The following is a 22,457-nucleotide window of genomic DNA, read 5'->3' as shown; positions in this document are numbered from 1 at the left end:
CGCAGGACCCCGCGCAGCCGCCGCAAGGGGGGTCCGGTCCGTCCGGCGGGTTGCGTTCGGCGGCCCGCGGGAGCGCCCCGGCATGTGCCCCCCCGCGGGACTACGCGCCGCCGCCCGGGCGTCCGGGTGGGTGGCGGCGGCGGCCGGGGGTTTACGGCCTGGTGCGCGATAGGGGGCGGATCAGCCCGCGGCGTCGGATGCGGTGCATCGCAAGGCGGCGGAGCGTCCTCATAGCGGAGCCATTAGGGAGTTTCGCCAACGCGGCGAGGTGCCGTAGCCGGCGTCGCGGGCCCGTCCCCTATCGCGCACCAGGCCGTTACTTCTCTGTGACGCCCGCCGAGTCGAACGTGGCCACCTCGTGCATCGCCCTGGCCGCGCTCTGGACCAGCGGGAGGGCCAGCAGGGCGCCGGTGCCCTCGCCGAGGCGGAGGTCGAGGTCGACCAGCGGGCGCAGGCCGAGCTTGTTCAGGGCGGCGACGTGGCCCGGCTCCGCGCTGCGGTGGCCGGCGATGCATGCGGCCAGTGCCTCGGGGGCGATGGCGCGGGCGACCAGGGCCGCCGCTCCGGCACTCACGCCGTCCAGGATCACTGGCGTACGCAGGGACGCTCCGCCGAGCAGGAAGCCGACGAGGGCCGCATGCTCCAGGCCGCCGACCGCTGCCAGGACGCCGACGGGGTCGGCGGGGTCCGGCCGGTGGAGGTCGAGTGCCCGGCGTACCACGTCGATCTTGCGGGCGTGCATCTCGTCGTTGATGCCGGTACCACGACCGGTGATCTCCGCCGGGTCAACCTCGGTGTAGACGCTGATGAGCGCGGCGGACACCGTGGTGTTGGCGATGCCCATCTCGCCGGTGATCAGCGCTTTGTTGCCGGCCGCCACCAGGTCACGCGCCGTTTCGATGCCCACCTCGATCGCGGCGAGCGCCTCCTCGCGGGTGAGGGCGGGGCCCGTGGTGAAGTCCGCCGTGCCCGCGCGCACCTTGCGGGGCAGCAGGCCGGGGGACGCGGGAAGCTCGCCGGCGACGCCGACGTCCACAACGCACAGCTCGGCGCCGACCTGGTTGGCGAAGGCGTTGCAAACGGCGCCGCCACCGAGGAAGTTGGCGACCATCTGCGAGGTCACTTCCTGTGGCCACGCCGTCACGCCCTGCGCGTGCACTCCGTGGTCGCCCGCGAAGATCGCGACGGCTGCCGGCTCCGGGATCGGGGGCGGGCACATCCGGGACAGGCCGCTGAGCTGCGCGGAGATGATCTCCAGCATGCCGAGCGCGCCGGCCGGCTTGGTCATGCGCTTCTGGCGCTCCCAGGCCTCGCCGAGCGCCTTGGCGTCCAGCGGCCGGATGTTGGCGACGGTCTCCTGGAGCAGGTCGTGCGGCTCCTCGCCGGGGAGGGCCCGGCGGCCGTACGTCTCCTCGTGTACGACCCACGACAGCGGGCGGCGCTTGGACCAGCCCGCCTGCATCAGCTCGGGCTCCTCGGGGAACTCGTCGACGTACCCCACGCAGAGGTAGGCGACCACTTCCAGGTGCTCGGGGAGGCCGAGCGCGCGGACCATCTCGCGCTCGTCGAAGAAGCTGACCCAGCCGACACCGAGGCCCTCGGCGCGGGCCGCGAGCCAGAGGTTCTCGACCGCGAGGGCGGAGGAGTACGGCGCCATCTGCGGCTGGGTGTGCCGGCCGAGGGTGTGGCGGCCGCCGCGGGTTGGGTCGGCGGTGACGACGATGTTGACCGGGGTGTCGAGGATGGCCTCGATCTTCAGTTCTTTGAACTGCTTGGCCCGGCCCTTGGGCAGCGACTTGGCGTACGCGTCGCGCTGGCGGGTGGCCAGTTCGTGCATCGAGCGGCGGGTCTCGGCGGAACGGATGACCACGAAGTCCCACGGCTGGGAGTGGCCGACGCTCGGCGCGGTGTGCGCGGCTTCGAGGACGCGAAGCAGGACCTCGTGCGGGATGGGGTCGCTGCGGAAGCCGTTGCGGATGTCGCGGCGCTCGCGCATGACCCGCAGAACGGCCTCGCGCTCGGCATCGTCGTAGCCGGGGGCGGGGGGCGTGCGGGGCGCCTCGGGGGCGAGGTCGAGTGCCGGCTCGGGTTCGGCGGGCGTACGGGGCGCCTCGGGGGCGGGGGCGAGTGCCGGCTCGGGTTCGGCGGGGTCGAATGTCGGCTCGGGGGCGGGGTCGAGTGCCGGCTCGGGTTCGGCGGGAGCGGGCTCGGACACCGGCGCTGGCTCGGGCTCGGTTTCTGGCTTGTACGCCGCTACCGGGGCCACTGCGGGTGTGGGCTCGGGCTCCGGTGCGAGCGGCGGCTCGGTGGTGGGGCCGCCGTCGCGCGGGGCGGGGACGGTCGCTGCGGGTGCCGGCTCGGCGGGGGGCTCTATGACGGGGGCCGGGTCGGCACGTGGTGCGGGCTGCGGTTCCAGCTCGGGCTCCAGCGCGACGGGCGCGGCCGTCGGTTCCGCAACGGGCTTCGAAGTGACGGGCTCCGGAGTGAGGTGCTCCGGAGTGGCGGGCTCCGCCGATTCCGGGGGCTTGGCGTCGGCCTGGGGCGCGTCCGTGGCAGGTGCCGGCTGCGGCTCCGGTACGAGTGTGAGCAGGGGTGCCGGTTCGGGCGCGGGCGCAGGCGCGGGCTCCGCCGTCGGCGCCTCGGGCTCGGGTGCCGCGACCACCGGCTCGGGCTCGGGCTCGGGCTCGGGCTCGGGCTCGGGCTCGGGCTCGGGCTCGGGCTCGGGCTGGGGCTCGGCGACCGGCTCTTCGGCCGGCGCGAGCGTTGGCTCGGAGAATGTGTCGAGCGCGCTCTGGACAGGGACGAACTGATCGGCGCGCTGCGGCTGATCCTGCTCCTGCGGCTCGGCGGTAGCCGCTTCGGGAACTACTGCCTCCGGCTCAACCGCCTCGGCGGCGTCGGCCTGCGGTTCCGGAACCACGAGCTCCGGAACGACCGTTTCTGCGGGCGCTTCCTCGGGCCCCGGGGACGCCTGGGGCTGCGGCCGCGGCGTAACAGCCTGCGACGGAATCATGCCGAGCTGCGGTCCCGGCAGCGCGGCCGCTCCGTCGCGCGGGATGTCGAGGTACTCCGGACCGATGGTCGAGGGACCCGGATTGCGTACGGGCGTCGGGTTCGGCTGCGTCGCCACCGGCCCGGTCACCGCGCCGGTGGCGGGGCCCCGGTCGGCCAGCGAGCGTACGACTCCGCCGGTAGCCTCCGGCATCGGCGGGCCGAGGTGCAGCGGACGGCGGGCGGGCGGCGTGGCGGCGACGGACGCGGGCGGCGGAACGCGCACGCCACCGAGGTCCACGGGGCCGGAATCGCGGCCACCGGTCTCGTGCGCGCCGGGCTCACCGCCCTGGGGTTCGTGAGGGGCAACCGTGACCGGCGCGGGTACGGCAGCCGGCATCTCGCCGGGCCGACCCTGGGCCGCGTGCTCGGGGTGGGCCGCTTGAGCCGCCGGGGACTCCTGCGGCAGGTGGGGCGGCTCGTACATCTGCGGCTGCGGCTGCGGCACGTACTGCGCCTGAGCCGGCGGCGGCACGACCTGCGGGTCGCTCCACGCGCCCTGCGCGCCCGGCATGAGCAGCAGGTCGTCGTCCTCGGACGCACTCTCGGAGGGTTCGAGGAAGGTGTACGCGCCCGGAGCGGGGATGCCCGGCTGCGCCACCATGCCTGCGTCCTCCGGCAGTCCCTCGCCCGGGACCTGGCCGGTGTCAGTCATGCGTACCCCTCGCCCATCGCTTGTGCTTCTTCGGCCCTTCGCCCGGAACGCCCGAGCGCGGCATGTCCGGCCCTCGTTCAAGGAACAACGAGCGACCTTGTCACGCGGCACGAAAACGTCGCGGACACCACGCATTCTCGCGGCTGCACGCCTCCGACGCGGGAAGTCCCGCCCCGGCCCGGTGTGGGCTGCGCCACGTTGCGCGCCCCCGGCTGCGCTGTACCACAGAGAGCCCCAAACCGGGCCTCGTTTCGGGACATTGGCGAACGAAACGCCGAAGGCCCGGGTGCGGTACAACAATCGGCCAGCCTACCCCGCACGGCCCGGCGGCATCGTCACGGGGCGCGTTCCGCTCGTCGCCCGGAGAGAACGAAGACGACGGAGCGGTCGCTTTCCGACCAGTCAGCGGTGTCGAGGGTGTCGAGTTCGACGGACTGCAACAGGGCGCACTCGACGGCGTATCCGCCCGCGGCGAGCGCCCGGCCGATCGCCTCCGCCTCGTCGCGCGTGGACGCGTGCGTCACGATCCGCTCGGGGCGCCGGTCGGCGCACGCGGAGACAACGGGCGTTCCCCCGCCGCCGATGCGTACGACGTCGGGCTCGGGCAGGTCCTCCAGGATGTGCGGCGCCCGCCCGTGCATCGCCTGGAGCTGTACGCCGAAGCGGCGCGCGGCGGCCGTCGTGCGCGCACAGGCGTCCGGGTCGGCGTCGACGGCTATGACGGCCGCCCCGAACCTGGCGGCCTCGACCGAGAAAGCCCCGCTGCCGGAGCCGATGTCCCAGACCAGGTCGCCGGTGCGCGGGCCGAGGTGGGCGAGCTGCGCGGCCCGCAGGCCCACGGACTCGCCCTCCCCCGGGCTCAGGTCGTACTCCTGCGCGGGCAGTGCCCAGCCCCTGACCGCGGGGGGATAGCCCGGCTCGCGTCCGGCGATCCAGCCGGCGCCGGGGGCCACGGCGGGGCCGGCGGGCGCGAACGAGCTGCCGCCGATGACGATGACGACGTTGGGGTCGCGCCAGACGTGGTCGGCGGCCTTGTCGGAGGTGAGGACGGTGACCTGCTCGCGCGCGGTCCCCAGTTCCTCGCAGATGACGAAGGTCCGGTGGACGCCTTCGAGCAGCAGGGCTAGCTCGGCGGGCCCGGCGCCCGGCGAGGTGAGCACGGCGACCTTGCTGTGCGCCCGGCATACGTTGACGGCCCGGCGCAGGGTGCGCCGGTGGGCGACGACGATCTGGGCGTCGTCCCACGGCATCCCGGCCCGGGCGAAGGCGGTGGCCACGGAGGTGACCGCGGGCACGACCTCGACCTCAAGGCCGTGCTCGGGGGCGCGCAGGGTTCGTACGACACCGAAGAAGCCGGGGTCACCGTCGGCGAGGACGACCGCGGTGCCCCGGTGCCCGGCGACGCGGCGGGCGGCGAGGTCGACGCTGCCGAGGCGGATCCGTTCGGCGCCCGGTGGCACCTCGGGCAGGGCCAGGTGGTGTGCGGCTCCCGCGACGAGGGTCGCGGCCGCGAGGGCGGACCTGGCCGCGGAGGTGAGGGGCGAACCGTCCCAGCCGATCACTGTGACCCGGTCGGCCATCCTTGTCAGTCTCCTGGAGTTGTGGCAGGTCGCGAAGGCCTGCAGCGGCACGCGGGAGCAGGGTGAGAGTACCTGGTACGGACCACGGCCGTGCAGGGCCGCGGGGCCCGGATTCCCGGAAGCGGTGCGGGAAGAGTCAATTCCAGTCGTACGACCCGTAGCCGCCGGCGTCGGCCATACGGTCGGCGACCCCTTCGAGGTCTTCGGGCAGCAGGCTCCAGACGATCAGGTCGGTGCGGATGTCGGTCCAGCCGCCGTCCGTGCCGTTCTCGGTCCGCGTACGCGCTATCCAGGCGTTGCGCAGTACCCCTTCGCTGATGCAGCCGATCTTCTGCGCGACCTGCTGGGACGCGGTGTTGTCGGCGGCGGTGCGCAGTTCGAGGCGCTCGAACCGCTGGTCGCGGAAGATCCACTGGGCGACGGCGAGCACGGCCTCGGGGGCGTAGCCCTCGCCGCGGGCCCAAGGGGCGGTCACGTACGAGACCTCGGTGGCGCGGGTGCGCCAGTCGGTGCGCCCGAGGTGGACGGTGCCGACCAGCCGCTGGGTGAGGAACTCGGTGACGGCGAGGGCGATACCGCGGCCCTGTGTGCGTTCAGCAGGAGCGATCCTGCGGACCCAGCGCTCGGCGTCGAGGGTGGTGTAGGGGTGGGGCGCGGACGTCCAGGCGATGACCATCTCGTCGTTCATCATCTCGGTCAGCGCCGGGATGTCGGACTCCTCGAAGGGGCGCAGCACCAGCCGGTCCGTGCTGACGGAGATATCCGGGAAGGTGGTAGTCATGCGCAGCTCCATGCCGTGGACCGTCGTGAGGGACGTGAATGCACAGCATGCAGCATCGTGTGTGCGATGTGCAGGGGTGGGTGGCCGCGCCGCGGACGGGCGGCGGACGCGCGAAGGCCCCGCGCGCCCGGTGGGGGCGGGCGGGGCCTCGCTCACAAGGGCCGTACGGGCGTCAGGACTTGACGGGGTCGAACAACGGGACGACGGAACCGGCGTACTTGTCCTCGATGAACTTCTTCACCTCGTCGGAGTGGAGGAGCTTCGCGAGCTTCTGCACGCGGGCGTCCTTCTCGTTGCCGCCCTTAACCGCGAGGAAGTTGGCGTACGGGTTGCCCTCGGCCTTCTCGATCGCCAGGGCGTCCTTGGCGGGCTTGAGGTCTGCCTCGATGGCGTAATTGCCGTTGATGACCGCGGCGTCGACGTCGTTCAGGGAGCGGGGCACCGTGGCCGCCTCCAACTCCTTGAACTCCAGGCCCTTCTTGTCCTCAATGTCGGACAGCTTGGCGTCCTGGCCGGCGCCGTCCTTCAGCGTGATGAGGCCGTTGTCGGCGAGCAGCTGAAGGGCGCGGCCCTCGTTGGTGGTGTCGTTGGGCACGGCGACCGTCTGGCCGGGCTTGATGTCCTTCAGTTCCTTGGCCTTCTTGGAGTAGAGGGCCAGGGGCTCCAGGTGGACGTTGGCGACGGGCGCGACGGTGGTGCCCTTCTTCTTGTTGAAGTCGTCGAGGTAGGGCTTGTGCTGGAAGAAGTTCGCGTCGACCTCGCCGCTCTGGGTGGCGGTGTTCGGCAGGACGTAGTCCGTGAACTCCCTTATCTCGAGCTTCAGGCCGCTCTTCGCCGCCAGGTTGTCCTTGACGTACCTGAGGATGTCGGCGTGCGGCGTGGGAGAGGCCGCGACGACGAGCGTCTCGGACGCGTCGGCCTTCCCGCCCGGCTCGGTCTTGGCGCCCGGGTCGGAGGCGGTGCCGCAGGCGGAGAGGCCGAGGGCGAGGGTGGCGGAGGCGGCGGCAGCCGCGGTGATCTTGATGTTCTTACGCACGAAGAGTGCCTCTTTCTGGTGGTGCGGGTGGACCGCCCGGACAAGGAGTGCGGGCTTGTTTGCGGAGGAAGGGCTTACAGCCTGGTGCGCGATAGGGGGCGGATCAGCCCGCGGCGTCGGATGCGGTGCATCGCAAGGCGGCGGAGCGTCCTCATAGAGGAGCTATTAGGACGTTCCGCCAACGCGGCGAGGTGCCGTAGCCGGCGTCGCGGGCCCGTCCCCTATCGCGCACCAGGCCGTTATGGCGCTGCGGCCTAGGTGGCGCTGCGGCCGCGTCGGTTCAGGATGCGGATGGCGCCGTCGCCGATGAGCTGCACGAGGGTCACGATCGCGATCAGGATGACGACGGTGACCAGCATGAACTCGGTCTCGAAGCGCTGGTATCCGTAGGTGACGGCCTTGGAGCCGAGACCTTCGCCGCCGACCGCGCCCGCCATCGCCGAGTAGCCGACGAGCACGATGACGGTGGTGGTGACGGAGGAGATCAGCGACGGCAGGGCCTGCGGCAGCAGCACCTTGAAGACGACGGTGGGTACGCCGCCCCCCATGGCCTGGACCGCCTCCACCAGTCCGTGGTCGACCTCGCGGACCGCCGTCTCGACGAGCCGCGCGAAGAACGGGATGGCACCGATGGCGAGTGGGACGATCATGGCGCTGGGGCCGATGAAGGTGCCGACGACCAGCGTGGTGAAGGGGATCAGGGCGATCAGCAGGATGATGAACGGCAGCGAGCGGCCGATGTTCACGATGACGCCGATGACCTTGTTGACGGCGACGTTCTGGAGCAGCCCGCCTTTGTCGGTGAGGACGAGCAGGACGCCCAGCGGCAGCCCGCCGATGATCGAGGCGACGGTGGACCACATCACCATGTAGAGGGTGTCGATGGTTCCCTGCGTCAGCAGCGGCTGCATCTCCGACCAGTTCACTTGGCACCTGCCTTTACCAGTGCGGGAGTTCCGGTCTCTTCGGTGACGACTTCGACCTGGAGTCCCTGCTCGCGCAGGAAGCCGACGGGGACGACGTTCTCCTCGTACCGGCCGGGCAGCTCGATGCGCATGCGGCCGATCTGGTTGCCGCCGACGGTGTCCATCGCGGCGCCCAGGATCGAGATGTCGATGTTGTACGTACGGGAGAGCTGGGAGATCACCGGCTGCGTCGCGGCCTCGCCGTGGAAGGTCACGTCGATGACGGTCCGGCCGGGGCCGGAGGCCTGGCCGCCCACGGGGAATAGTTCCTGTGCGAGTTCGGAGCCGGGCGTCGCCAGCAGTTCGCGGACCGTACCGGACTCGACGACGCGGCCCTTCTTCATCAGCGCGGCCGAGTCGCAGACGGTCTTGACGACGTCCATCTCGTGCGTGATGAGCAGCACGGTCAGGCCGAGCTGCTGGTTGAGGTCGCGCAGCAGCTGGAGGATCGAGCGGGTGGTCTCCGGGTCGAGGGCCGAGGTGGCCTCGTCGGAGAGCAGCACCTTGGGGTCGCCGGCCAGGGCGCGGGCGATGCCGACGCGCTGCTTCTGGCCGCCGGAGAGCTGGGCGGGGTAGGCCTTCGCCTTGTCGGCGAGGCCGACCAGGTCGAGTAGTTCCCGGGCCTTGCGCGAGCGCGCCTGCCGGGAGGTGCCGAGGATTTCCAGCGGCAGCTCGACATTGTCCTGCACGGTGCGCGAGGACAGCAGGTTGAAGTGCTGGAAGACCATCCCGATGCGGCTGCGCGCCTCGCGCAGCTCGTTGCCGGCGCGCCGGCCGCGTCCGGCGAGTGCGGTGAGGTCCTGGCCGTCGACGGTCACGGTGCCGGCGGTGGGGCGCTCCAGCAGGTTGACGCAGCGGATGAGGGAGGATTTCCCAGCGCCGCTCTGGCCGATGACTCCGTACACCTCGCCCGGGCGGACGTACAGGTCGACGCCGTCCAGGGCGGTGACCTCGCGGCCACGCGATGGATAGACCTTGGTGAGGCCCGTAGTGGTGATCACAGGGTTTCCGTCACTGTCGAGTGCACGGCGAGGTGTCCGCCGGGCACGGGGCAATTCGTCTTGTGGACGTGGCACGGCTGGACCGGTGGGTACCGGGAGGCAACGCGTGCGCGGGGCGGCCCGGGTCCTTCGGTGCGCGCGGGGACGCTCGAAGGGACACGGGCGGGGCTGTCGGGTCTCGCTTCGGGGCGCGAGGCTCAGGCAGGGGCCCTCAGAAGGCGCACATTCGACACATACAACGAGCACCGGGCGTCATCGTCGCCTCGGTCGCAAGGGTGCGGCTGCTCGTCGTGGTCATGCGGTTGAGTAAACCAGACATGCGTACGCAACGATCGACCTTGTCCGAATAGCGGACACCCCTGTCTCACGTTCAGTCCGCCGCGGTGATCTCCACGCCGTCGCGCCTGGCCTGTGCCGACACGGCCGAGAGGTCCCTGACGACGATGTCCGCCGACAGCTCGGCGCGGTCGTGGGTTGTGGCCAACGCCACGGTCCTCATGCCGGCCGCGCGTCCTGCCTGGAGTCCGGCCGGGGCGTCCTCGAAGACCACGCAGCGGGCCGGGTCGACACCGAGCATGCGGGCGGCCAGCAGGTAGGGCTCGGGGTCGGGCTTGCCGCGGGTGATGTCGTCGGCCGCGACCATCGTCTTCGCCCGTACGCCGACCTCGGCCAGGCGCGCTTCCGCGAGCCTGCGGGTGGCGGAGGTGACCACGGCCCAGCGCTCGGCGGGCAGGCTCGCCAGGAGGGCGGCGGTGCCGGGGAGCAGTACGACTCCCCCGGCCACGTCCTCGACTTCGATCTGTTCGATACGGGCCACCGCGCCCGGCACCACATCGGCGGGCAGCAGATCCGCGGCGATCTCGGCGGCGGGGCGGCCATGCAGCTCGACGGCGGCGAACCGCTCCGCCGATATGCCGTACTCATGGGCCCAGCGGGTCCAGCAGCGGAGCACCGATGCCACGGAGGAAAGGAGCGTTCCGTCGTTGTCGAACAGCAGGGCTTCGGCGTGGATCTTCATGTGGACCGACCCTACGCCCAGGTGTGGTCGCGGCCGTAATACGCTCGTCGTCATGCTCGACGCCCTGACGGTTGCGGTCTCCGTGGCCGCGCTCCTCCTCGCCGCGTGGTGCGGTTACGCCGCCTTCCGCGATCAGCCCACCAAGGACTGGCACTTCATCGGCATGGCCGTGGTGTCCGTCCTCGCGCTCGCCCAGCTGGTGGTCGGCGTCGTGCGGCTCGCGCGCGGCGAGAAGCCGGACGAAGGCGCGGTGATCTTCGTCTCCTACCTCATCGGCGCGTTCGCCGCCGTGCCCGCGGCCGGCTTCCTCTCCCTCGCCGAGCGGACCCGCTGGGGGTCGGTGACGGTCGCGGCCGGCGCGGTGGTGCTGGCGGTGCTGGAAGTACGGCTGCACGACATCTGGGGAGGCTGACGTGACGGAGTCCGTCGCGGGGACGAAGGAACGCAGCAGGCTGGTCCAGGGGCCCGGGCTGCTGCTGGTGTGGCTGTACGGCGTGATGTCGGTCGGCGCGGTGTCGCGTTCCGTCTACCAGATCGCCACGGAGTTCGGCCGTGCGCCGCTTGCCTATTCCTTGTCGGTGGTCGCCGCCATGGTGTACGTGTTCATCACGTACACGCTGGTGCGGGGCGGGGAGCGGGCCCGCAGGGTGGCGCTGGTGTGCTGTGCGGCGGAGCTGGCGGGTGTGCTGGTGGTGGGGACATGGACGGTGATTGATCCGGGTGCGTTCCCGGACGCGACCGTGTGGTCGGAGTTCGGGTGGGGGTACGTGTTCCTGCCGGTGCTGTTGCCGGTGACGGGGCTGATGTGGCTGCGACGGGGGCGGCGCGGGTAGGTCGGGTCCGGGGCGGAGCCCCGTGGGGCTCCGCCCTCCCCTGCTACGCGCTCGCGGCGTACGCCTCGGACGGGGTTTCCTTCTGGAGCGTGATCAGGGTGAAACCGGGGCCGACCGCCTCGGTGGCGACCGCGACATAACCGTGGCTGCGATACATCCGCAGGTTCCGCTCGCTGCGGTGGCCGGTGAAGAGCTGGAAGCGCCGCACGTCCGGCTCCCCGGCCATACGCGCCTCGATGGCGTCGAGCAGCCGTCCCCCGAGCCCGTGCCGGCGCATCCGCGGATGCACGATGAGCCGGGCGATGCGCGCCGTGGCGTCCTTGTCCACCGCCGCCCGTACCGACGCCACCACCTCGTCACCGAGCCGCGCCACCAGCGTGTGACTGCGGTCGAGTTCGGTCCGGAGGTCTTCGAGGGACTGGGTGAGCGGCTCGATGCTGTAGTCGCCGTAGAGCTCCGCCTCACTCTGGTAGCACAGGTACTGCAGCTTGAGGATCTGCTCGGCATCCCGCTCCGTTGCCGCTGAGATGGTCACGCTCATGCCCATGTGTGCATGCCTCCCGCTCGCCTGATACGCCGGTCGCTTATCGCTCCATTCCCTCTTGCCCTGGAGCTGCAACCTCCGCCGCCAGCATTCTGCGCAGGCATCCCAGGCAACGGGAACGCATGGGCCCCAAACTTCCCTGTGACATTCCCAACTTCCCTGCGATTTCTCGGTAGGTGGGGTCGTCCACCGCCAGCATCGCGTCCAGAAGGCGTGGACAGCGGCCGGGCAGTCTGCCGACCGCCGCACGCACCGCCCGGCGCCGTTCGGCGGTCAGGGCCGCGCCTTCGGGGCAGGGCGTGTCCCCGGTGGCGGCCGGCGGGGAGGGGTGCGGGAGTTCGCGGCGCGTGGCGCGGCGAGCCAGGCGCGCCTCGGTCCGTACCGCACGCGTCAGCCAGCGCGCCGGCTCGGGCGGCGGGCCCGACGCGTCGAGGAGTTCCAGGAGGCGCAGCCATACGGCCTGTTCGAGATCGCCGGGCTCCACCGACCCGTCGGCGGCCTCCGCCACAGCCTCGGCGGCCAGCAGCGGCCGCAGGGTGCGGAAGAGCTCCGACGACGGGTCGGCGGGGTCGGGGGCGACGGGGCTGGTGACAGCGGGGCTGGTGGCGGGGGCGGCCGGGGCGGGGAGTTTCATGCCCCGCAGGACGTGGCGGCGGCAGTCTGCGGTTGCCGCCCACCGCGACGATCACCCGTCCGTGGCTGCCCCCGGCCACCCCTGCGGATCAGCGGCGCGCGAAGTCCGCGGCCGCCAGCAGCGCCGTGTCCGGCTGGTCCGAGAAGATGCCGTCGATGCCCTGCTCGAAGTACGCCTTGTACGCCCCGAAGGAATCGCCGTACGCCGCCGGATCCGTGCCGCGCCGGAAGTCCGCGGGCAGGAAGGCGTTCTCGTTGCGCAGGGTGTACGGGTGGAGGATCAGCCCCTGGGCGTGCGCGTCCCGCACCAGCGTCGTCGGCGTGCCGAGCCTGCCCGCCGCGTCCTTGGGGATGATCAGGTCGAGGGTGGGGCCGACCCCTTGGGCGAAGCCCTCGATCCACTTCAGTCCTTCGGGCGTGACCAGGTCCGCGACGGTGCGCGGGTCGTTGGTCACGGTGAAGTCCCAGGGCCGGGTGTTCGCGCCGGACAGCAGGACGACGCGTGGAGCCGCGACGAGCTTGCCGAGGCGCTGCATGCTGCTGGGCTCGAAGGACTGGAGGAAGTTGGGCGAGTTCCTCTTGTGCCGGCCGTAGGTGCGCAGCAGTTTCGCCAGGCGCTCTTCGAGACCGAGGCCCAGACCGCGGAAGTAGGTGGGGTGCTTCGTCTCGATGTGCAGCCAGACACGCCGACCGCGGGCCCGCCCCTCCTTTTCGGCCCAGCGCAGTACCTCTTCGAAGGTGGGAATCGTCCAGCGGCCGTCGTAGAGGGTGTTCTCCTGCCGGGTGGCGGCGATCCGCTCCTTGGCGCGCAGCGTCTTGAGCTCGGCGAGGGTGAAGTCCTCGGTGAACCAGCCGGTGAGGGAGACGCCGTCGATGGACTTGGTCGTCCTGCGCCCCGCGAACTCGGGGTGGTCGGCGACGTCCGTCGTACCGGTGATGTCGTTCTCGTGCCGGCAGACGAGGTGGCCGTCCTTCGTGGGGACGAGGTCCTGCTCGATGACGTGCGCGCCCATGTCGAGGGCCAGTTGGTAGGAGCCGAGGGTGTGCTCGGGACGGTAGCCGCTCGCTCCGCGGTGCGCGACGACGGTCGGCACGGGCAGGTCACGGTACGAGCCGTGCCCGGCGGTACGGCGGTCGGCCGCCACCGCCGTACCGGGCACAGCGCCGAGGGTGACGCCGCCCGCGCCGATCGCCGCCGCGCCGAGCACGGCGCGCCGCCGGGGATCCGTCTTTCCGCCCTGTGTCATGAATGCTCCTCGTGTCATGCGCCTGCCGAAAAAGGGAAGGCCTGATGGTAGGCGCCTACGCCTTACGCAGACGAGGCCGTGGACGGAACGCAGCGGAAACACACGTCAACACTGCGTATCCGATGATGAGCCCGATGTGCGATCAGGTGGAGCCCGCGAGTATCGTCCTCACCTGCACAGACTTCATTTCCATACCAGCCGGGCAGGGTCAGCGGCCCAGCCACGACACCGGAGGAACCGTTGTCCCGTCTCGCGCTCATCAAGGCAGTGCTCGGACCGATCCTGCGCCTGATGTTCCGCCCGCAGGTGGAGGGCGCCCGGAACATTCCCGGGACCGGTCCGGTCATCCTGGCGGGCAACCACCTGACTTTCATCGACTCGATGATCATGCCGATCTGCTGCGACCGGCAGGTGTACTACATCGGCAAGGACGAGTACGTCACAGGCAAGGGTGTCAAGGGCCGGCTGATGGCCTGGTTCTTCACCAGTTGCGGCATGATCCCGGTGGACCGGGACGGCGGCCGCGGCGGTGTCGCGGCATTGATGACCGGGCGGCGGGTGCTGGAGGAGGGCAAGATCTTCTCGATCTACCCGGAGGGCACGCGCTCCCCCGACGGCCGCCTCTACCGCGGCCGGACCGGCATCGCCCGCCTGACGCTGATGACCGGCGCCCCGGTGGTGCCGTTCGCGATGATCGGTACGGACAAGCTCCAGCCGGGCGGCGCCGGACTGCCGCGCCCCGGCAAGGTCACGGTGCGCTTCGGTGAGCCGATGGAGTTCTCGCGCTACGAGGGCATGGACCGCGACCGCTATGTGCTGCGGGCGGTGACGGACTCGGTGATGTCGGAGGTCATGCGGCTGTCGGGTCAGGAGTACGTGGACATGTACGCGACCAAGGCGAAGGCGGCCTGAGCATACTGCGCGCAGCCACGGTTGAGGGGCCGGGTCACCGATGGGTGACCCGGCCCCTCAGCCGTACGACGTGGCAGTATCAGCCAGACGTGGTCCGCCAGACGTGTCCGTCAGTCGTGGTGCGTCAGTCGTGCATGATGTCCTCTTCGAGCTTTTGGCCGCGCAGCATGAACCAGGCCGCCGCCGCCGTCACGAACAGCACCACCGAGCCCACGGTGGCCGCCGTCTGGAAGCCGTCGGTGAACGCGTCCTGCGCGACGGAAAGCAGCACCGCCGCCTGTTCCCCGGGGAGCGTCTCGGCCGCCTCCACCGCTCCGCCGAGCGATTCGTGCGCCGCGTCGGCCACATCGCCGGGGATGCCGACCGGCACCGTGAAACCGCGGTAGATGCTGGTCACGATGGAGCCGAGCAGGGCGATACCGAGGGCCGCGCCCAGTTCGTACGCCGTCTCGGAGACCGCCGAGGCCGCTCCCGCCTGTTCCTTGGGAACGCTGGAGAGGATGACGTCCGCGGTCACGGTGAAGGCCAGCCCCGCTCCCATGCCGCCGAGGAACAGCGCCAGGCCCAGGGCCACTACCCCGGTGTCCGCCGTCAGCACCGTGCAGGCGGCCAGCGAGAGGCCCAGCGCCACCAGACCACCGGACACCGCGCTGCGAACCGATGCCCGGCGCGCCGTCCAGCCGGCCGTCAGGCCCGCACCGACCGCTCCTACCGCCGCGGGCAGTTCGATCAGCCCGGCCTCCAGGGGCGAGCGCACCTGGACGAGTTGCAGGAACTGGGAGAGGAAGAAGACCAGGCCGGACAGGCCGAGGATGGTCAGCAGGTCGGCGAGGACCGCGCCGGAGAACCCGCGGTGGTGGAACAGCCGCATGTCCAGCAGCGGCGAGGGCAGCGTGAGCTGGCGGCGTACGAACCAGAACAGTGCCGCGACTCCGACGACCGCCGCGAGAGCGATGTCCCAGCGGTAGCCGTGTACCGCCGCTTCCTTGATGGCGTACACGACGCACACCATGCCGATCAGCGAGAGCGCGACACTCACCAGGTCCCAGGGGCCGGGTGACGGGTCTTTCGATTCCGGCAGCAGCTTGATGCCGACGACGACCAGGACCGCCATCACCGGCAGGTTGATCAGGAAGACCGAGCCCCACCAGAAGTGTTCGAGCAGGAACCCGCCGACGACGGGGCCGACGGCCGCGCCCGCCGAGGCGGCAGCGCCCCAGATGCCGACGGCGAGGCTGCGTTCCTTGGGGTCGTGGAAGATGTTGCGGATCAGCGCGAGGGTCGACGGCATCAGCGTCGCACCGGCCACACCGAGCAGCGCCCGGGCGACGATCATCATCTCGGGGCTGGTGGCGTAGGCGTTGAGCACGGAGACCGCGCCGAAGGCGACCGCGCCGGTCAGCAACAGCTTTTTCCGGCCGACCCGGTCGCCGAGGCTGCCCATGGAGACCAGCAGACCGGCGATGACGAACGAGTAGACGTCGCCGATCCACAGCAGCTGGGTGCCCGAGGGCTGGAGGTCCTCGCTGAGGAAGGGCGTGGCGAGGCCGAGCACGGTCGCGTCAACGGCGACGAGCAGGACGGCGAGTACGAGGACGGCGAGCGCGAGCCAGCGGCCGGGCGGGTACACGGCTTTGTGCGCCGTCGGGCCGCGGTCGTTTCGGGTCATTGCTCCACGCTCCGCCGAGCTCCGCCGAGCAGCAACTCGACGATCATGTACTGGAAGTCCTTGGCCGCGACCCGGCCGTCCTGCACGGCCCACGCGGCGGTGCCGATCAGCCCGTACAGGGCCTCGGTCAGCCAGGCCGGGGTGAGGTCGATACGGAAGTCGCCCTGTTCCTGTCCGCGGCGGAAACACGCGGAGACGCGGGCGTCCAGACGGCCCCATCCCTCGTTGACGTCGGCGCCCTCGAAGAGCTGGTTCTCCGTGACCAGGAAGGCGAGCAGGCCCGCGGAGGGTTCGATCCGGGCTACGAGGCGGCGCAACCCTTCGTCGGCCGGCCCATCGTCGAGCCGCGCCGCGTCGAGCGCCGCCTCGAACTCCCGGATGCCCAGCTCTTCCAGGGCTCTGACGAGGGCGTCCCGCCCGGCGAAGTGGCGGTGCAGGGTGGCCCGGCCGATTCCGGCCGCCTTGGCGACCTCGTCCATGGTGGCGGACGCTTTGCGGGAGAGCAGGGCGGCCGCTGTACGGAGCACCTGCTCGCGATCGACAGTCATGAGACGACCATAACCCGAGTGAGACATTTGTGTCTCACTCGGGCGGGCGGACGGGCGATGGACGGGCAGGCGGGGAGGCCCGGCGGGTCAGTTCACGCCGGCCACTCGCCGGCCACTCGCGGGTCAGTTCTTCGCTGTGGCCCACGCGTGCTGCTTCGCCAGGTCCGCCTTCACCTCGGCGAGCTGGACGGCGACGGCGCGGGGAGCGGTGCCGCCGCGGCCGTCACGGGAGGCGAGCGCCCCGGCCACGTTCAGGACCGTACGCACCTCGGGGATCAGATACGGCGAGATCTTGGCGAACTGCTCGTCGGAGAGCTGGTCGAGTTCGATGCCGTGCCGCTCGCACTCCTTGACACACTCCCCCGCGACCTCGTGCGCCACCCGGAACGGCACGCCCTGCTTGACCAGCCACTCGGCGATGTCGGTGGCCAGCGAGAAGCCGGCCGGCGCCAGTTCCTCCATGCGCTCACGGTTGACGGTGAGCGTGGCCATCATGCCGGTGAAGGCCGGCAGCAGGACTTCCAAAGTGTCGCAGGAGTCGAAGACCGGCTCCTTGTCCTCCTGGAGGTCGCGGTTGTACGCGAGGGGCAGCGCCTTGAGCGTGGCCATCAGGCCCGTGAGGTTGCCGATCAGACGCCCCGACTTGCCGCGGGCCAGCTCCGCGATGTCCGGGTTCTTCTTCTGCGGCATGATCGACGAGCCGGTGGAGAAGGCGTCGTGGAGGGTGACGAAGGAGAACTCCTTCGTGTTCCAGATGATGATCTCCTCCGCGATCCGGGAGAGATTGACGCCGGTCATCGCGGTGATGAAGGCGAACTCGGCGACGAAGTCGCGGGAGGCCGTGCCGTCGATCGAGTTGGCCGACGAACCGTGCTCGAAGCCGAGGTCGGCCGCGACCGCTTCCGGGTCCAGGCCGAGCGAGGACCCGGCGAGCGCCCCGGAACCGTACGGCGAGACGGCGGTCCGCTGGTCCCACTGCCGCAGCCGCTCCGCGTCCCGCGACAGGGACTGGACGTGGGCCAGCACATGGTGGGCGAAGAGGACGGGCTGGGCGTGCTGGAGGTGCGTACGGCCGGGCATGGCGACGTCCGGGTGTGCCTCGGCGAGGCCGACGAGCGCGTCCTGCAGATCGGCGATCAGGCCGGCGACGATGCGGGCGTGGTCGCGCAGGTACATCCGGAAGAGCGTGGCGACCTGGTCGTTGCGCGAGCGGCCGGCGCGCAGCTTGCCGCCGAGGTCGGCACCGAGGCGCTCCAGCAGGCCGCGCTCCAGGGCGGTGTGCACGTCCTCGTCGGCGATGGTCCCGGTGAAGTCGCCCGAGGTCACGTCCTGTTCGAGCTGGTCGAGACCCCCGAGCATGCGGGTCAGCTCGTCCGCGGTGAGCAGGCCCGCCGTGTGCAGCGCGCGCGCGTGGGCGCGGGAGCCCGCGATGTCGTACGGTGCGAGGCGCCAGTCGAAGTGGACGGACGCGGAGAGTTTCGCCAGGGCCTCGGCGGGGCCGTCGGCGAACCGGCCGCCCCAGAGGCGGACATCGCCGGTGTTGCTGCTCACGGTTGCTCCTTGTCGTGCGGTGGGGCGGGGCGGGGAGTCGTACCCCGCCCCGCCCCTTCCCGTAACTGGGGACTCCGCCCACGGGCCCCGCTCCGCAAGCGCCGGAGGGGCCGAAGGGGCTGGAGGTTCGCGGTGCGACTGGTACGCCGACTGGTACATCGGGCCAGGTCGGCGTCAGGCTACGCCTGCAGGTCGCGCCGCGCCGCGATCTTCGACGAGAGGCCGAAGATCTCGATGAAGCCCTGCGCCTTGGACTGGTCGAAGGTGTCGCCCGAGTCGTACGTCGCCAGGTTGAAGTCGTAGAGCGACTCCTCCGAGCGCCGGCCGGTGACGACCGCGCGGCCGCCGTGCAGGGTCATCCGGATATCGCCCGTGACGTGCTGGTTGGCCTCATTGATGAAACCGTCCAGGGCCCGCTTGAGCGGGGAGAACCACAGGCCGTCGTAGACCATCTCGCCCCAGCGCTGCTCGACCTGCCGCTTGTAGCGGGCCAGCTCGCGCTCGACCGTGACGTTCTCCAGCTCCTGGTGGGCGGTGATCAGTGCCATGGCGCCCGGGGCCTCGTACACCTCACGGGACTTGATACCCACGAGCCGGTCCTCGACCATGTCGATCCGGCCGATGCCCTGCGCGCCGGCCCGCTGATTGAGCTGCTGGATCGCCTGCAGGACGGTGACGGGCCGGCCGTCGAGGGCGACCGGGACGCCCTCCTTGAAGGAGATGACGACCTCGTCGGCCTCGCGCGGGGCGGCCGGGTTCTCGGTGTACTCGTAGATGTCCTCGATCGGCGCGTTCCAGATGTCCTCCAGGAAGCCCGTCTCGACGGCGCGCCCGAAGACGTTCTGGTCGATGGAGTACGGGGACTTCTTGGTGGTCGCGATCGGGAGGTTCTTCTCCTCGCAGAAGGCGATCGCCTTGTCCCGGGTCATCGCGTAGTCCCGGACCGGGGCGATGCACTTCAGGTCGGGGCCGAGCGCGGAGATGCCGGCCTCGAAACGGACCTGGTCGTTGCCCTTACCGGTGCAGCCGTGGGAGACGATGCCGGCGTTGTGCTTGTGCGCGGCGGCAACGAGGTGCTTGACGATGGCCGGCCGGGAGAGGGCCGAGACCAGCGGGTAGCGGTCCATGTAGAGGGCGTTGGCTTTGATCGCCGGGAGGCAGTACTCGTCGGCGAACTCGTCCTTGGCGTCCGCGACCTCGGCCTCGACGGCACCACAGGCGAGCGCGCGCTTGCGGATGACGTCCAGGTCCTCGCCGCCCTGGCCGACGTCCACGGCGACGGCGATGACCTCGGCGCCCGTCTCCTCGGCGATCCAGCCGATGGCGACGGAGGTGTCCAGGCCGCCCGAGTAGGCGAGTACGACGCGCTCGGTCACGAGATTCTCCTAACGATGCATGCGGTGATGGGTATAAGTATGCACTCCACCGTATGTTTCGTCAACGCGCACCCGCGGGCCCTCTCCCAGAACCCGCCCCAGGACCCGAATGCACCCCGCCGGCGCGCGGGTGCCCCTGCTGGCGCAGAGGGTGGGAGGCACTACGCACAACAGCCGATGTCAGCCGTGAGGAGCAGTGGACTGCTATGACGCGAGCGAAGATCCTCGTGGTCGGCGCGGGTTTCGCCGGGGTCGAGTGCCTCCAGCGGCTGGAGCGCAAGCTCTCCCCTGGCGAGGCCGAGCTGGTGCTCGTCTCGCCGTCCGACTACCAGCTCTACCTGCCGCTGCTCCCGCACGTGGCGGCCGGAGTCCTCACCCCGCAGTCCGTCGCCGTGTCGCTGCGCCGCCGGCTGCGCCGTACCCGTATCTGCCCGGGCGGCGCCATCGGCATCGACGCCAAGGCGAAGGTCTGCGTCATCCGGAAGGTCACGGGCGAGGTGATCGCCGAGCCGTACGACCAGCTGGTCCTCGCCGCGGGCAGCACGACCCGCACCTTCGACATTCCCGGCCTGCGCGACCACTCGCGCGGCATGAAGTCGCTGTCCGAGGCGGCGTACATCCGCGATCACGTGATCGCCCAGCTCGACATCGCCGCGGCCACCACGGACGACGCCGACCGAGCGGCGCGGCTGCAGTTCGTGGTGGTCGGCGGCGGCTACGCCGGCACCGAGACCGCCGCCTGCCTGCAACGCCTCACCACCGCGGCGGTCCGCCGCTACCCCCGGCTGGACAGCGCGCAGATCAAGTGGCACCTGGTGGACCTGGCGCCGAGGCTGCTGCCCGAACTCGGCGAGAAACTGGGCGAGAAGGCCATGGCGATGCTCCGCTACCGGGGCATCTCGTTCTCCCTGGGCACCACGGTGGCCGCAGTCGACGCGACCTCGGTCAAGCTCACCGACGGCCGTACGCTGCCGTCGCACACCCTGATCTGGACCGCCGGAGTCGCCGCGAGCCCCCTGGTCGCGACGCTGGGAGCGGAGACGGTACGCGGCCGGCTCGCCGCCACACCGCAGCTGACCGTGCCCGGCTTCGACGGCCTGTTCGCCGCCGGCGACGCGGCCGCGGTCCCCGACCTCGCCCGGGGCGGCGACACGATGTGCCCGCCGACCGCGCAGCACGCCCAGCGCCAGGGCAAGGCCCTCGCCGACAACATCATCGCCCGGCTGCACGGCACTCCGCTGAAGCCGTACATCCACAAGGACCTCGGCCTCGTGGTGGACCTCGGCGGCAAGGACGCGGTGTCCAAACCGCTCGGCCTGGAACTGCACGGCCTGCCCGCTCAGGCCGTGGCCCGCGGCTACCACCTGCTGGCGCTGCCCACGCTGACGGCCAGGACCCGGGTGATGACCAACTGGACGCTCAACGCCGTCGCCGGCGACGACTTCGTCCGCACCGACTTCCAGTCCCGGCGCGCGGGCACACTCCAGGACTTCGAGAACGTGTCGTCCTACCTCACCCCCGACCAGGTCCGCGAGCACAGCAAACCGCTGGTGGCAGCGGCCCAGACGGTGGTCGACGCGCATAATGTGGGTCATGGGAAAGCTCTATGAACGGATAGACGGCCGAATCCGCACCTTCATCGAGGAACAGCCGGTCTTCTTCACCGCCACCGCGCCGCTCGCCCCGGGCGGACACGTCAACGTGTCGCCCAAGGGACGCGCCGGGACGCTCGTGGTGATCGACGACATGACCCTGGCGTACCTGGACTTCGGTGGCAGCAGCGCCGAAACCGTCGCGCACATACGGGAGAACGGGCGCGTCACGCTGATGTGGTGCGCGTTCACCGGACCGCCCAAGGTGCTGCGGGTGCACGGCCAGGGCGAAGCCGTGTTCCGGGACGACCCGCGCTGGGCAGAACTCATCCGCCGGTTCGAGGACGTCGACGGGCCGAGCGCGCGCGCCGTCGTCGTGGTCCGCGCCCGGCGCATCAGCGACAGCTGCGGCTTCGCGGTGCCGTTCATGGAGTACCAGGAGGAACGCACGCAGCATGCCGAGCACTTCGCCCGCAAGACGGACGACGAGTTCGCGGCGTACTGCGAGAAGAAGGAGTACGTCGGCGTGAGCCTGGACGGGCTGCCCGCCCTGCCGCTCCCGCTGCCACGGCGCCCCTAGCTTGAGATTTAACCTCCGGATTCGAACAGCTCCGACCAGCCCTTCCTGCCGCACGAGCAGGCCCCGCAGCACAGTCGGAAACCTAAGCAAGTCGGGACAAACGGTGCGCATGCTGGTTCCGTGAAGCCGACTTGCGGTCGTGTTCGAGCGGCGAGGTTAAATCTCAAGCTAGGGGGTGTCTGACAATTCCCCGCGGCGTCGCGACGCCCGGCACGCACGCTCGCAGCGTTGCCGAAAAGCCCTAGTAGCTCCGCTACGAGGACTGTCCGGCGCCTTACGATCGCACGCACCGGACGCCGCTCCTTGACCCACGGGGAATTGTCAGACACCCCCTAACGGTCGTTCTGGGCCAGCCGCAGCAGGTGGTCGGCCAGGGCCTGGCCGCCCGCCGGGTCGCGGCTGATCAGCAGCAGCGTGTCGTCGCCCGCGATGGTGCCGAGGACGGCGTTCAGTTCCGCCTGGTCGATGGCCGAGGCCAGGAACTGCGCGGCCCCCGGCGGCGTACGCAGCACGACGAGGTTGGCCGAGGCCTCGGCGGAGATGAGCAGCTCCCCGGAGAGGCGCCGCATGCGCTCCTCCTTGGCGGACTCGCCCAGCGGCGCGTGCGGGGTGCGGAAGCCGCCCTCGCTCGGTACTGCGTAGATCAGCTCGCCACCGGTGTTGCGGATCTTGACCGCGCCCAGTTCGTCGAGGTCGCGGGAGAGCGTCGCCTGGGTGACGCTCAGCCCGTCGTCGGCGAGGAGCTTCGCGAGCTGGCTCTGCGACCGCACCGGCTGCCGGTTCAGGATGTCCACGATCCGCCGATGTCTGGCGGTGCGGGTCTGCGGTACGGCGGGGCCGCCGTGCTCGTTGTCCTGCGCCTGGGTCTCGGTCATCGTCGTCAGT

Annotated in this window: 20 protein-coding genes; 5 read left to right on the top strand and 15 right to left on the bottom strand. The window is 71.0% G+C overall.

All coding sequences use genetic code 11. The features are described 5' to 3' along the window. Nucleotides 1–316: 316 nt before the first annotated feature. The 7 genes from cobT to ACU6WZ_RS25155 form a co-directional block, all read right to left on the bottom strand. Nucleotides 317–3,706 (bottom strand): nicotinate-nucleotide--dimethylbenzimidazole phosphoribosyltransferase, encoded by a 3,390-nt coding sequence (cobT, locus tag ACU6WZ_RS25185; protein ID WP_447030482.1) that lies wholly within the window; start codon nucleotides 3,704–3,706, stop codon nucleotides 317–319. Between the two features lie 335 nt (nucleotides 3,707–4,041). Next, nucleotides 4,042–5,286: a precorrin-6y C5,15-methyltransferase (decarboxylating) subunit CbiE gene (gene cbiE / locus ACU6WZ_RS25180; protein WP_447030481.1), complete on the bottom strand. Its 1,245-nt coding sequence runs from the start codon at nucleotides 5,284–5,286 to the stop codon at nucleotides 4,042–4,044. A gap of 136 nt (nucleotides 5,287–5,422) precedes the next feature. Further along, the gene (locus ACU6WZ_RS25175) at nucleotides 5,423–6,067 is read right to left on the bottom strand and encodes a GNAT family N-acetyltransferase (RefSeq protein WP_447030480.1); all 645 of its coding nucleotides are present in this window, start codon (nucleotides 6,065–6,067) and stop codon (nucleotides 5,423–5,425) included. Nucleotides 6,068–6,239: 172 nt separating this feature from the next. Further along, nucleotides 6,240–7,103 carry a MetQ/NlpA family ABC transporter substrate-binding protein gene (locus ACU6WZ_RS25170; RefSeq protein WP_447030479.1) on the bottom strand — a complete coding sequence of 288 codons (864 nt, stop codon included), beginning with the start codon at nucleotides 7,101–7,103 and terminating at the stop codon, nucleotides 6,240–6,242. A 254-nt stretch (nucleotides 7,104–7,357) separates the two neighbouring features. Continuing rightward, complete coding sequence (locus tag ACU6WZ_RS25165) at nucleotides 7,358–8,029, bottom strand: methionine ABC transporter permease (protein WP_447030478.1); 672 nt, start codon at nucleotides 8,027–8,029, stop codon at nucleotides 7,358–7,360. After that, nucleotides 8,026–9,069, bottom strand: a complete 1,044-nt coding sequence (locus ACU6WZ_RS25160) for a methionine ABC transporter ATP-binding protein (RefSeq protein WP_447030477.1) — start codon at nucleotides 9,067–9,069, stop codon at nucleotides 8,026–8,028. Before ACU6WZ_RS25160 ends, ACU6WZ_RS25165 begins: the two co-directional genes overlap by 4 nt. Before the next feature lie 370 nt (nucleotides 9,070–9,439). Then, nucleotides 9,440–10,087: an HAD family hydrolase gene (locus tag ACU6WZ_RS25155; protein WP_447030476.1), complete on the bottom strand. Its 648-nt coding sequence runs from the start codon at nucleotides 10,085–10,087 to the stop codon at nucleotides 9,440–9,442. 52 nt (nucleotides 10,088–10,139) lie between these two features. Between ACU6WZ_RS25155 and ACU6WZ_RS25150 the strand changes: the two genes are divergently transcribed. Together ACU6WZ_RS25150 and ACU6WZ_RS25145 are read left to right on the top strand one after the other, a co-directional pair. After that, nucleotides 10,140–10,499 (top strand): hypothetical protein, encoded by a 360-nt coding sequence (locus tag ACU6WZ_RS25150; protein ID WP_447030475.1) that lies wholly within the window; start codon nucleotides 10,140–10,142, stop codon nucleotides 10,497–10,499. Nucleotides 10,500–10,584: 85 nt separating this feature from the next. Continuing rightward, nucleotides 10,585–10,920 (top strand): hypothetical protein, encoded by a 336-nt coding sequence (locus ACU6WZ_RS25145; protein WP_447034238.1) that lies wholly within the window; start codon nucleotides 10,585–10,587, stop codon nucleotides 10,918–10,920. A 43-nt stretch (nucleotides 10,921–10,963) separates the two neighbouring features. Here ACU6WZ_RS25145 and ACU6WZ_RS25140 read toward each other — a convergent pair whose 3' ends face one another. The 3 genes from ACU6WZ_RS25140 to ACU6WZ_RS25130 form a co-directional block, all read right to left on the bottom strand. Continuing rightward, complete coding sequence (locus tag ACU6WZ_RS25140; RefSeq protein WP_447030474.1) at nucleotides 10,964–11,467, bottom strand: GNAT family N-acetyltransferase; 504 nt, start codon at nucleotides 11,465–11,467, stop codon at nucleotides 10,964–10,966. 37 nt (nucleotides 11,468–11,504) lie between these two features. Next, the gene (locus ACU6WZ_RS25135; RefSeq protein WP_447030473.1) at nucleotides 11,505–12,098 is read right to left on the bottom strand and encodes an RNA polymerase sigma factor; all 594 of its coding nucleotides are present in this window, start codon (nucleotides 12,096–12,098) and stop codon (nucleotides 11,505–11,507) included. 88 nt (nucleotides 12,099–12,186) lie between these two features. Continuing rightward, entirely contained in the window at nucleotides 12,187–13,344 is a 1,158-nt protein-coding gene (locus ACU6WZ_RS25130; protein WP_447030472.1) for a glycerophosphodiester phosphodiesterase, read from the bottom strand. Between the two features lie 240 nt (nucleotides 13,345–13,584). Here ACU6WZ_RS25130 and ACU6WZ_RS25125 point away from each other — a divergent pair, with 240 nt between their 5' ends. Then, a complete protein-coding gene (locus ACU6WZ_RS25125) occupies nucleotides 13,585–14,256 on the top strand; it encodes a lysophospholipid acyltransferase family protein (protein WP_447030471.1) in 672 nt (223 codons plus the stop codon). Nucleotides 14,257–14,380: 124 nt separating this feature from the next. Here ACU6WZ_RS25125 and ACU6WZ_RS25120 read toward each other — a convergent pair whose 3' ends face one another. The 4 genes from ACU6WZ_RS25120 to ACU6WZ_RS25105 all read right to left on the bottom strand — a co-directional run bounded on the left by ACU6WZ_RS25120 (nucleotide 14,381) and on the right by ACU6WZ_RS25105 (nucleotide 19,400). Beyond that, nucleotides 14,381–15,925, bottom strand: coding sequence for an MFS transporter (locus ACU6WZ_RS25120; RefSeq protein ID WP_447030470.1), 1,545 nt, complete (start codon nucleotides 15,923–15,925; stop codon nucleotides 14,381–14,383). Further along, on the bottom strand, nucleotides 15,922–16,473 hold the full coding sequence (locus ACU6WZ_RS25115) for a TetR/AcrR family transcriptional regulator (RefSeq protein ID WP_447030469.1): 552 nt from the start codon (nucleotides 16,471–16,473) through the stop codon (nucleotides 15,922–15,924). Before ACU6WZ_RS25115 ends, ACU6WZ_RS25120 begins: the two co-directional genes overlap by 4 nt. A 123-nt stretch (nucleotides 16,474–16,596) precedes the next feature. Then, a complete protein-coding gene (gene argH, locus ACU6WZ_RS25110) occupies nucleotides 16,597–18,024 on the bottom strand; it encodes an argininosuccinate lyase (protein ID WP_447030468.1) in 1,428 nt (475 codons plus the stop codon). Nucleotides 18,025–18,203: 179 nt separating this feature from the next. After that, a complete protein-coding gene (locus ACU6WZ_RS25105; RefSeq protein WP_447030467.1) occupies nucleotides 18,204–19,400 on the bottom strand; it encodes an argininosuccinate synthase in 1,197 nt (398 codons plus the stop codon). A gap of 206 nt (nucleotides 19,401–19,606) precedes the next feature. Here ACU6WZ_RS25105 and ACU6WZ_RS25100 point away from each other — a divergent pair, with 206 nt between their 5' ends. Both ACU6WZ_RS25100 and ACU6WZ_RS25095 read left to right on the top strand, forming a co-directional pair. After that, on the top strand, nucleotides 19,607–21,010 hold the full coding sequence (locus ACU6WZ_RS25100) for an NAD(P)/FAD-dependent oxidoreductase (RefSeq protein WP_447030466.1): 1,404 nt from the start codon (nucleotides 19,607–19,609) through the stop codon (nucleotides 21,008–21,010). Then, nucleotides 20,994–21,572: a pyridoxamine 5'-phosphate oxidase family protein gene (locus tag ACU6WZ_RS25095; protein ID WP_447030465.1), complete on the top strand. Its 579-nt coding sequence runs from the start codon at nucleotides 20,994–20,996 to the stop codon at nucleotides 21,570–21,572. The genes ACU6WZ_RS25100 and ACU6WZ_RS25095 overlap by 17 nt, the downstream gene beginning before the upstream one ends. A gap of 332 nt (nucleotides 21,573–21,904) precedes the next feature. Here the strand turns inward: ACU6WZ_RS25095 and ACU6WZ_RS25090 are convergent, their stop codons facing one another. Next, a complete protein-coding gene (locus tag ACU6WZ_RS25090; RefSeq protein WP_447030464.1) occupies nucleotides 21,905–22,447 on the bottom strand; it encodes an arginine repressor in 543 nt (180 codons plus the stop codon). Between the last annotated feature and the right edge of the window lie 10 nt (nucleotides 22,448–22,457).

This window comes from Streptomyces hypolithicus (assembly GCF_052934925.1).
Note: the sequence above shows the minus strand (reverse complement) of the source record. Positions and strands in the feature narration are given on the sequence as shown.

Bases quoted from the DNA above. Each gene is read 5' to 3' on its own strand.
- ACU6WZ_RS25175 (WP_447030480.1), bottom strand. From the start codon at position 6,067: ATGACTACCACCTTCCCGGATATCTCCGTCAGCACGGACCGGCTGGTG.
- ACU6WZ_RS25090 (WP_447030464.1), bottom strand. From the start codon at position 22,447: ATGACCGAGACCCAGGCGCAGGACAACGAGCACGGCGGCCCCGCCGTA.
- ACU6WZ_RS25155 (WP_447030476.1), bottom strand. From the start codon at position 10,087: ATGAAGATCCACGCCGAAGCCCTGCTGTTCGACAACGACGGAACGCTC.
- ACU6WZ_RS25115 (WP_447030469.1), bottom strand. From the start codon at position 16,473: ATGACTGTCGATCGCGAGCAGGTGCTCCGTACAGCGGCCGCCCTGCTC.
- cobT (WP_447030482.1), bottom strand. From the start codon at position 3,706: ATGACTGACACCGGCCAGGTCCCGGGCGAGGGACTGCCGGAGGACGCA.
- ACU6WZ_RS25135 (WP_447030473.1), bottom strand. From the start codon at position 12,098: ATGAAACTCCCCGCCCCGGCCGCCCCCGCCACCAGCCCCGCTGTCACC.
- ACU6WZ_RS25130 (WP_447030472.1), bottom strand. From the start codon at position 13,344: ATGACACAGGGCGGAAAGACGGATCCCCGGCGGCGCGCCGTGCTCGGC.
- ACU6WZ_RS25145 (WP_447034238.1), top strand. From the start codon at position 10,585: ATGTCGGTCGGCGCGGTGTCGCGTTCCGTCTACCAGATCGCCACGGAG.
- cbiE (WP_447030481.1), bottom strand. From the start codon at position 5,286: ATGGCCGACCGGGTCACAGTGATCGGCTGGGACGGTTCGCCCCTCACC.
- ACU6WZ_RS25100 (WP_447030466.1), top strand. From the start codon at position 19,607: ATGACGCGAGCGAAGATCCTCGTGGTCGGCGCGGGTTTCGCCGGGGTC.
- ACU6WZ_RS25095 (WP_447030465.1), top strand. From the start codon at position 20,994: ATGGGAAAGCTCTATGAACGGATAGACGGCCGAATCCGCACCTTCATC.
- ACU6WZ_RS25150 (WP_447030475.1), top strand. From the start codon at position 10,140: ATGCTCGACGCCCTGACGGTTGCGGTCTCCGTGGCCGCGCTCCTCCTC.
- ACU6WZ_RS25120 (WP_447030470.1), bottom strand. From the start codon at position 15,925: ATGACCCGAAACGACCGCGGCCCGACGGCGCACAAAGCCGTGTACCCG.
- ACU6WZ_RS25140 (WP_447030474.1), bottom strand. From the start codon at position 11,467: ATGGGCATGAGCGTGACCATCTCAGCGGCAACGGAGCGGGATGCCGAG.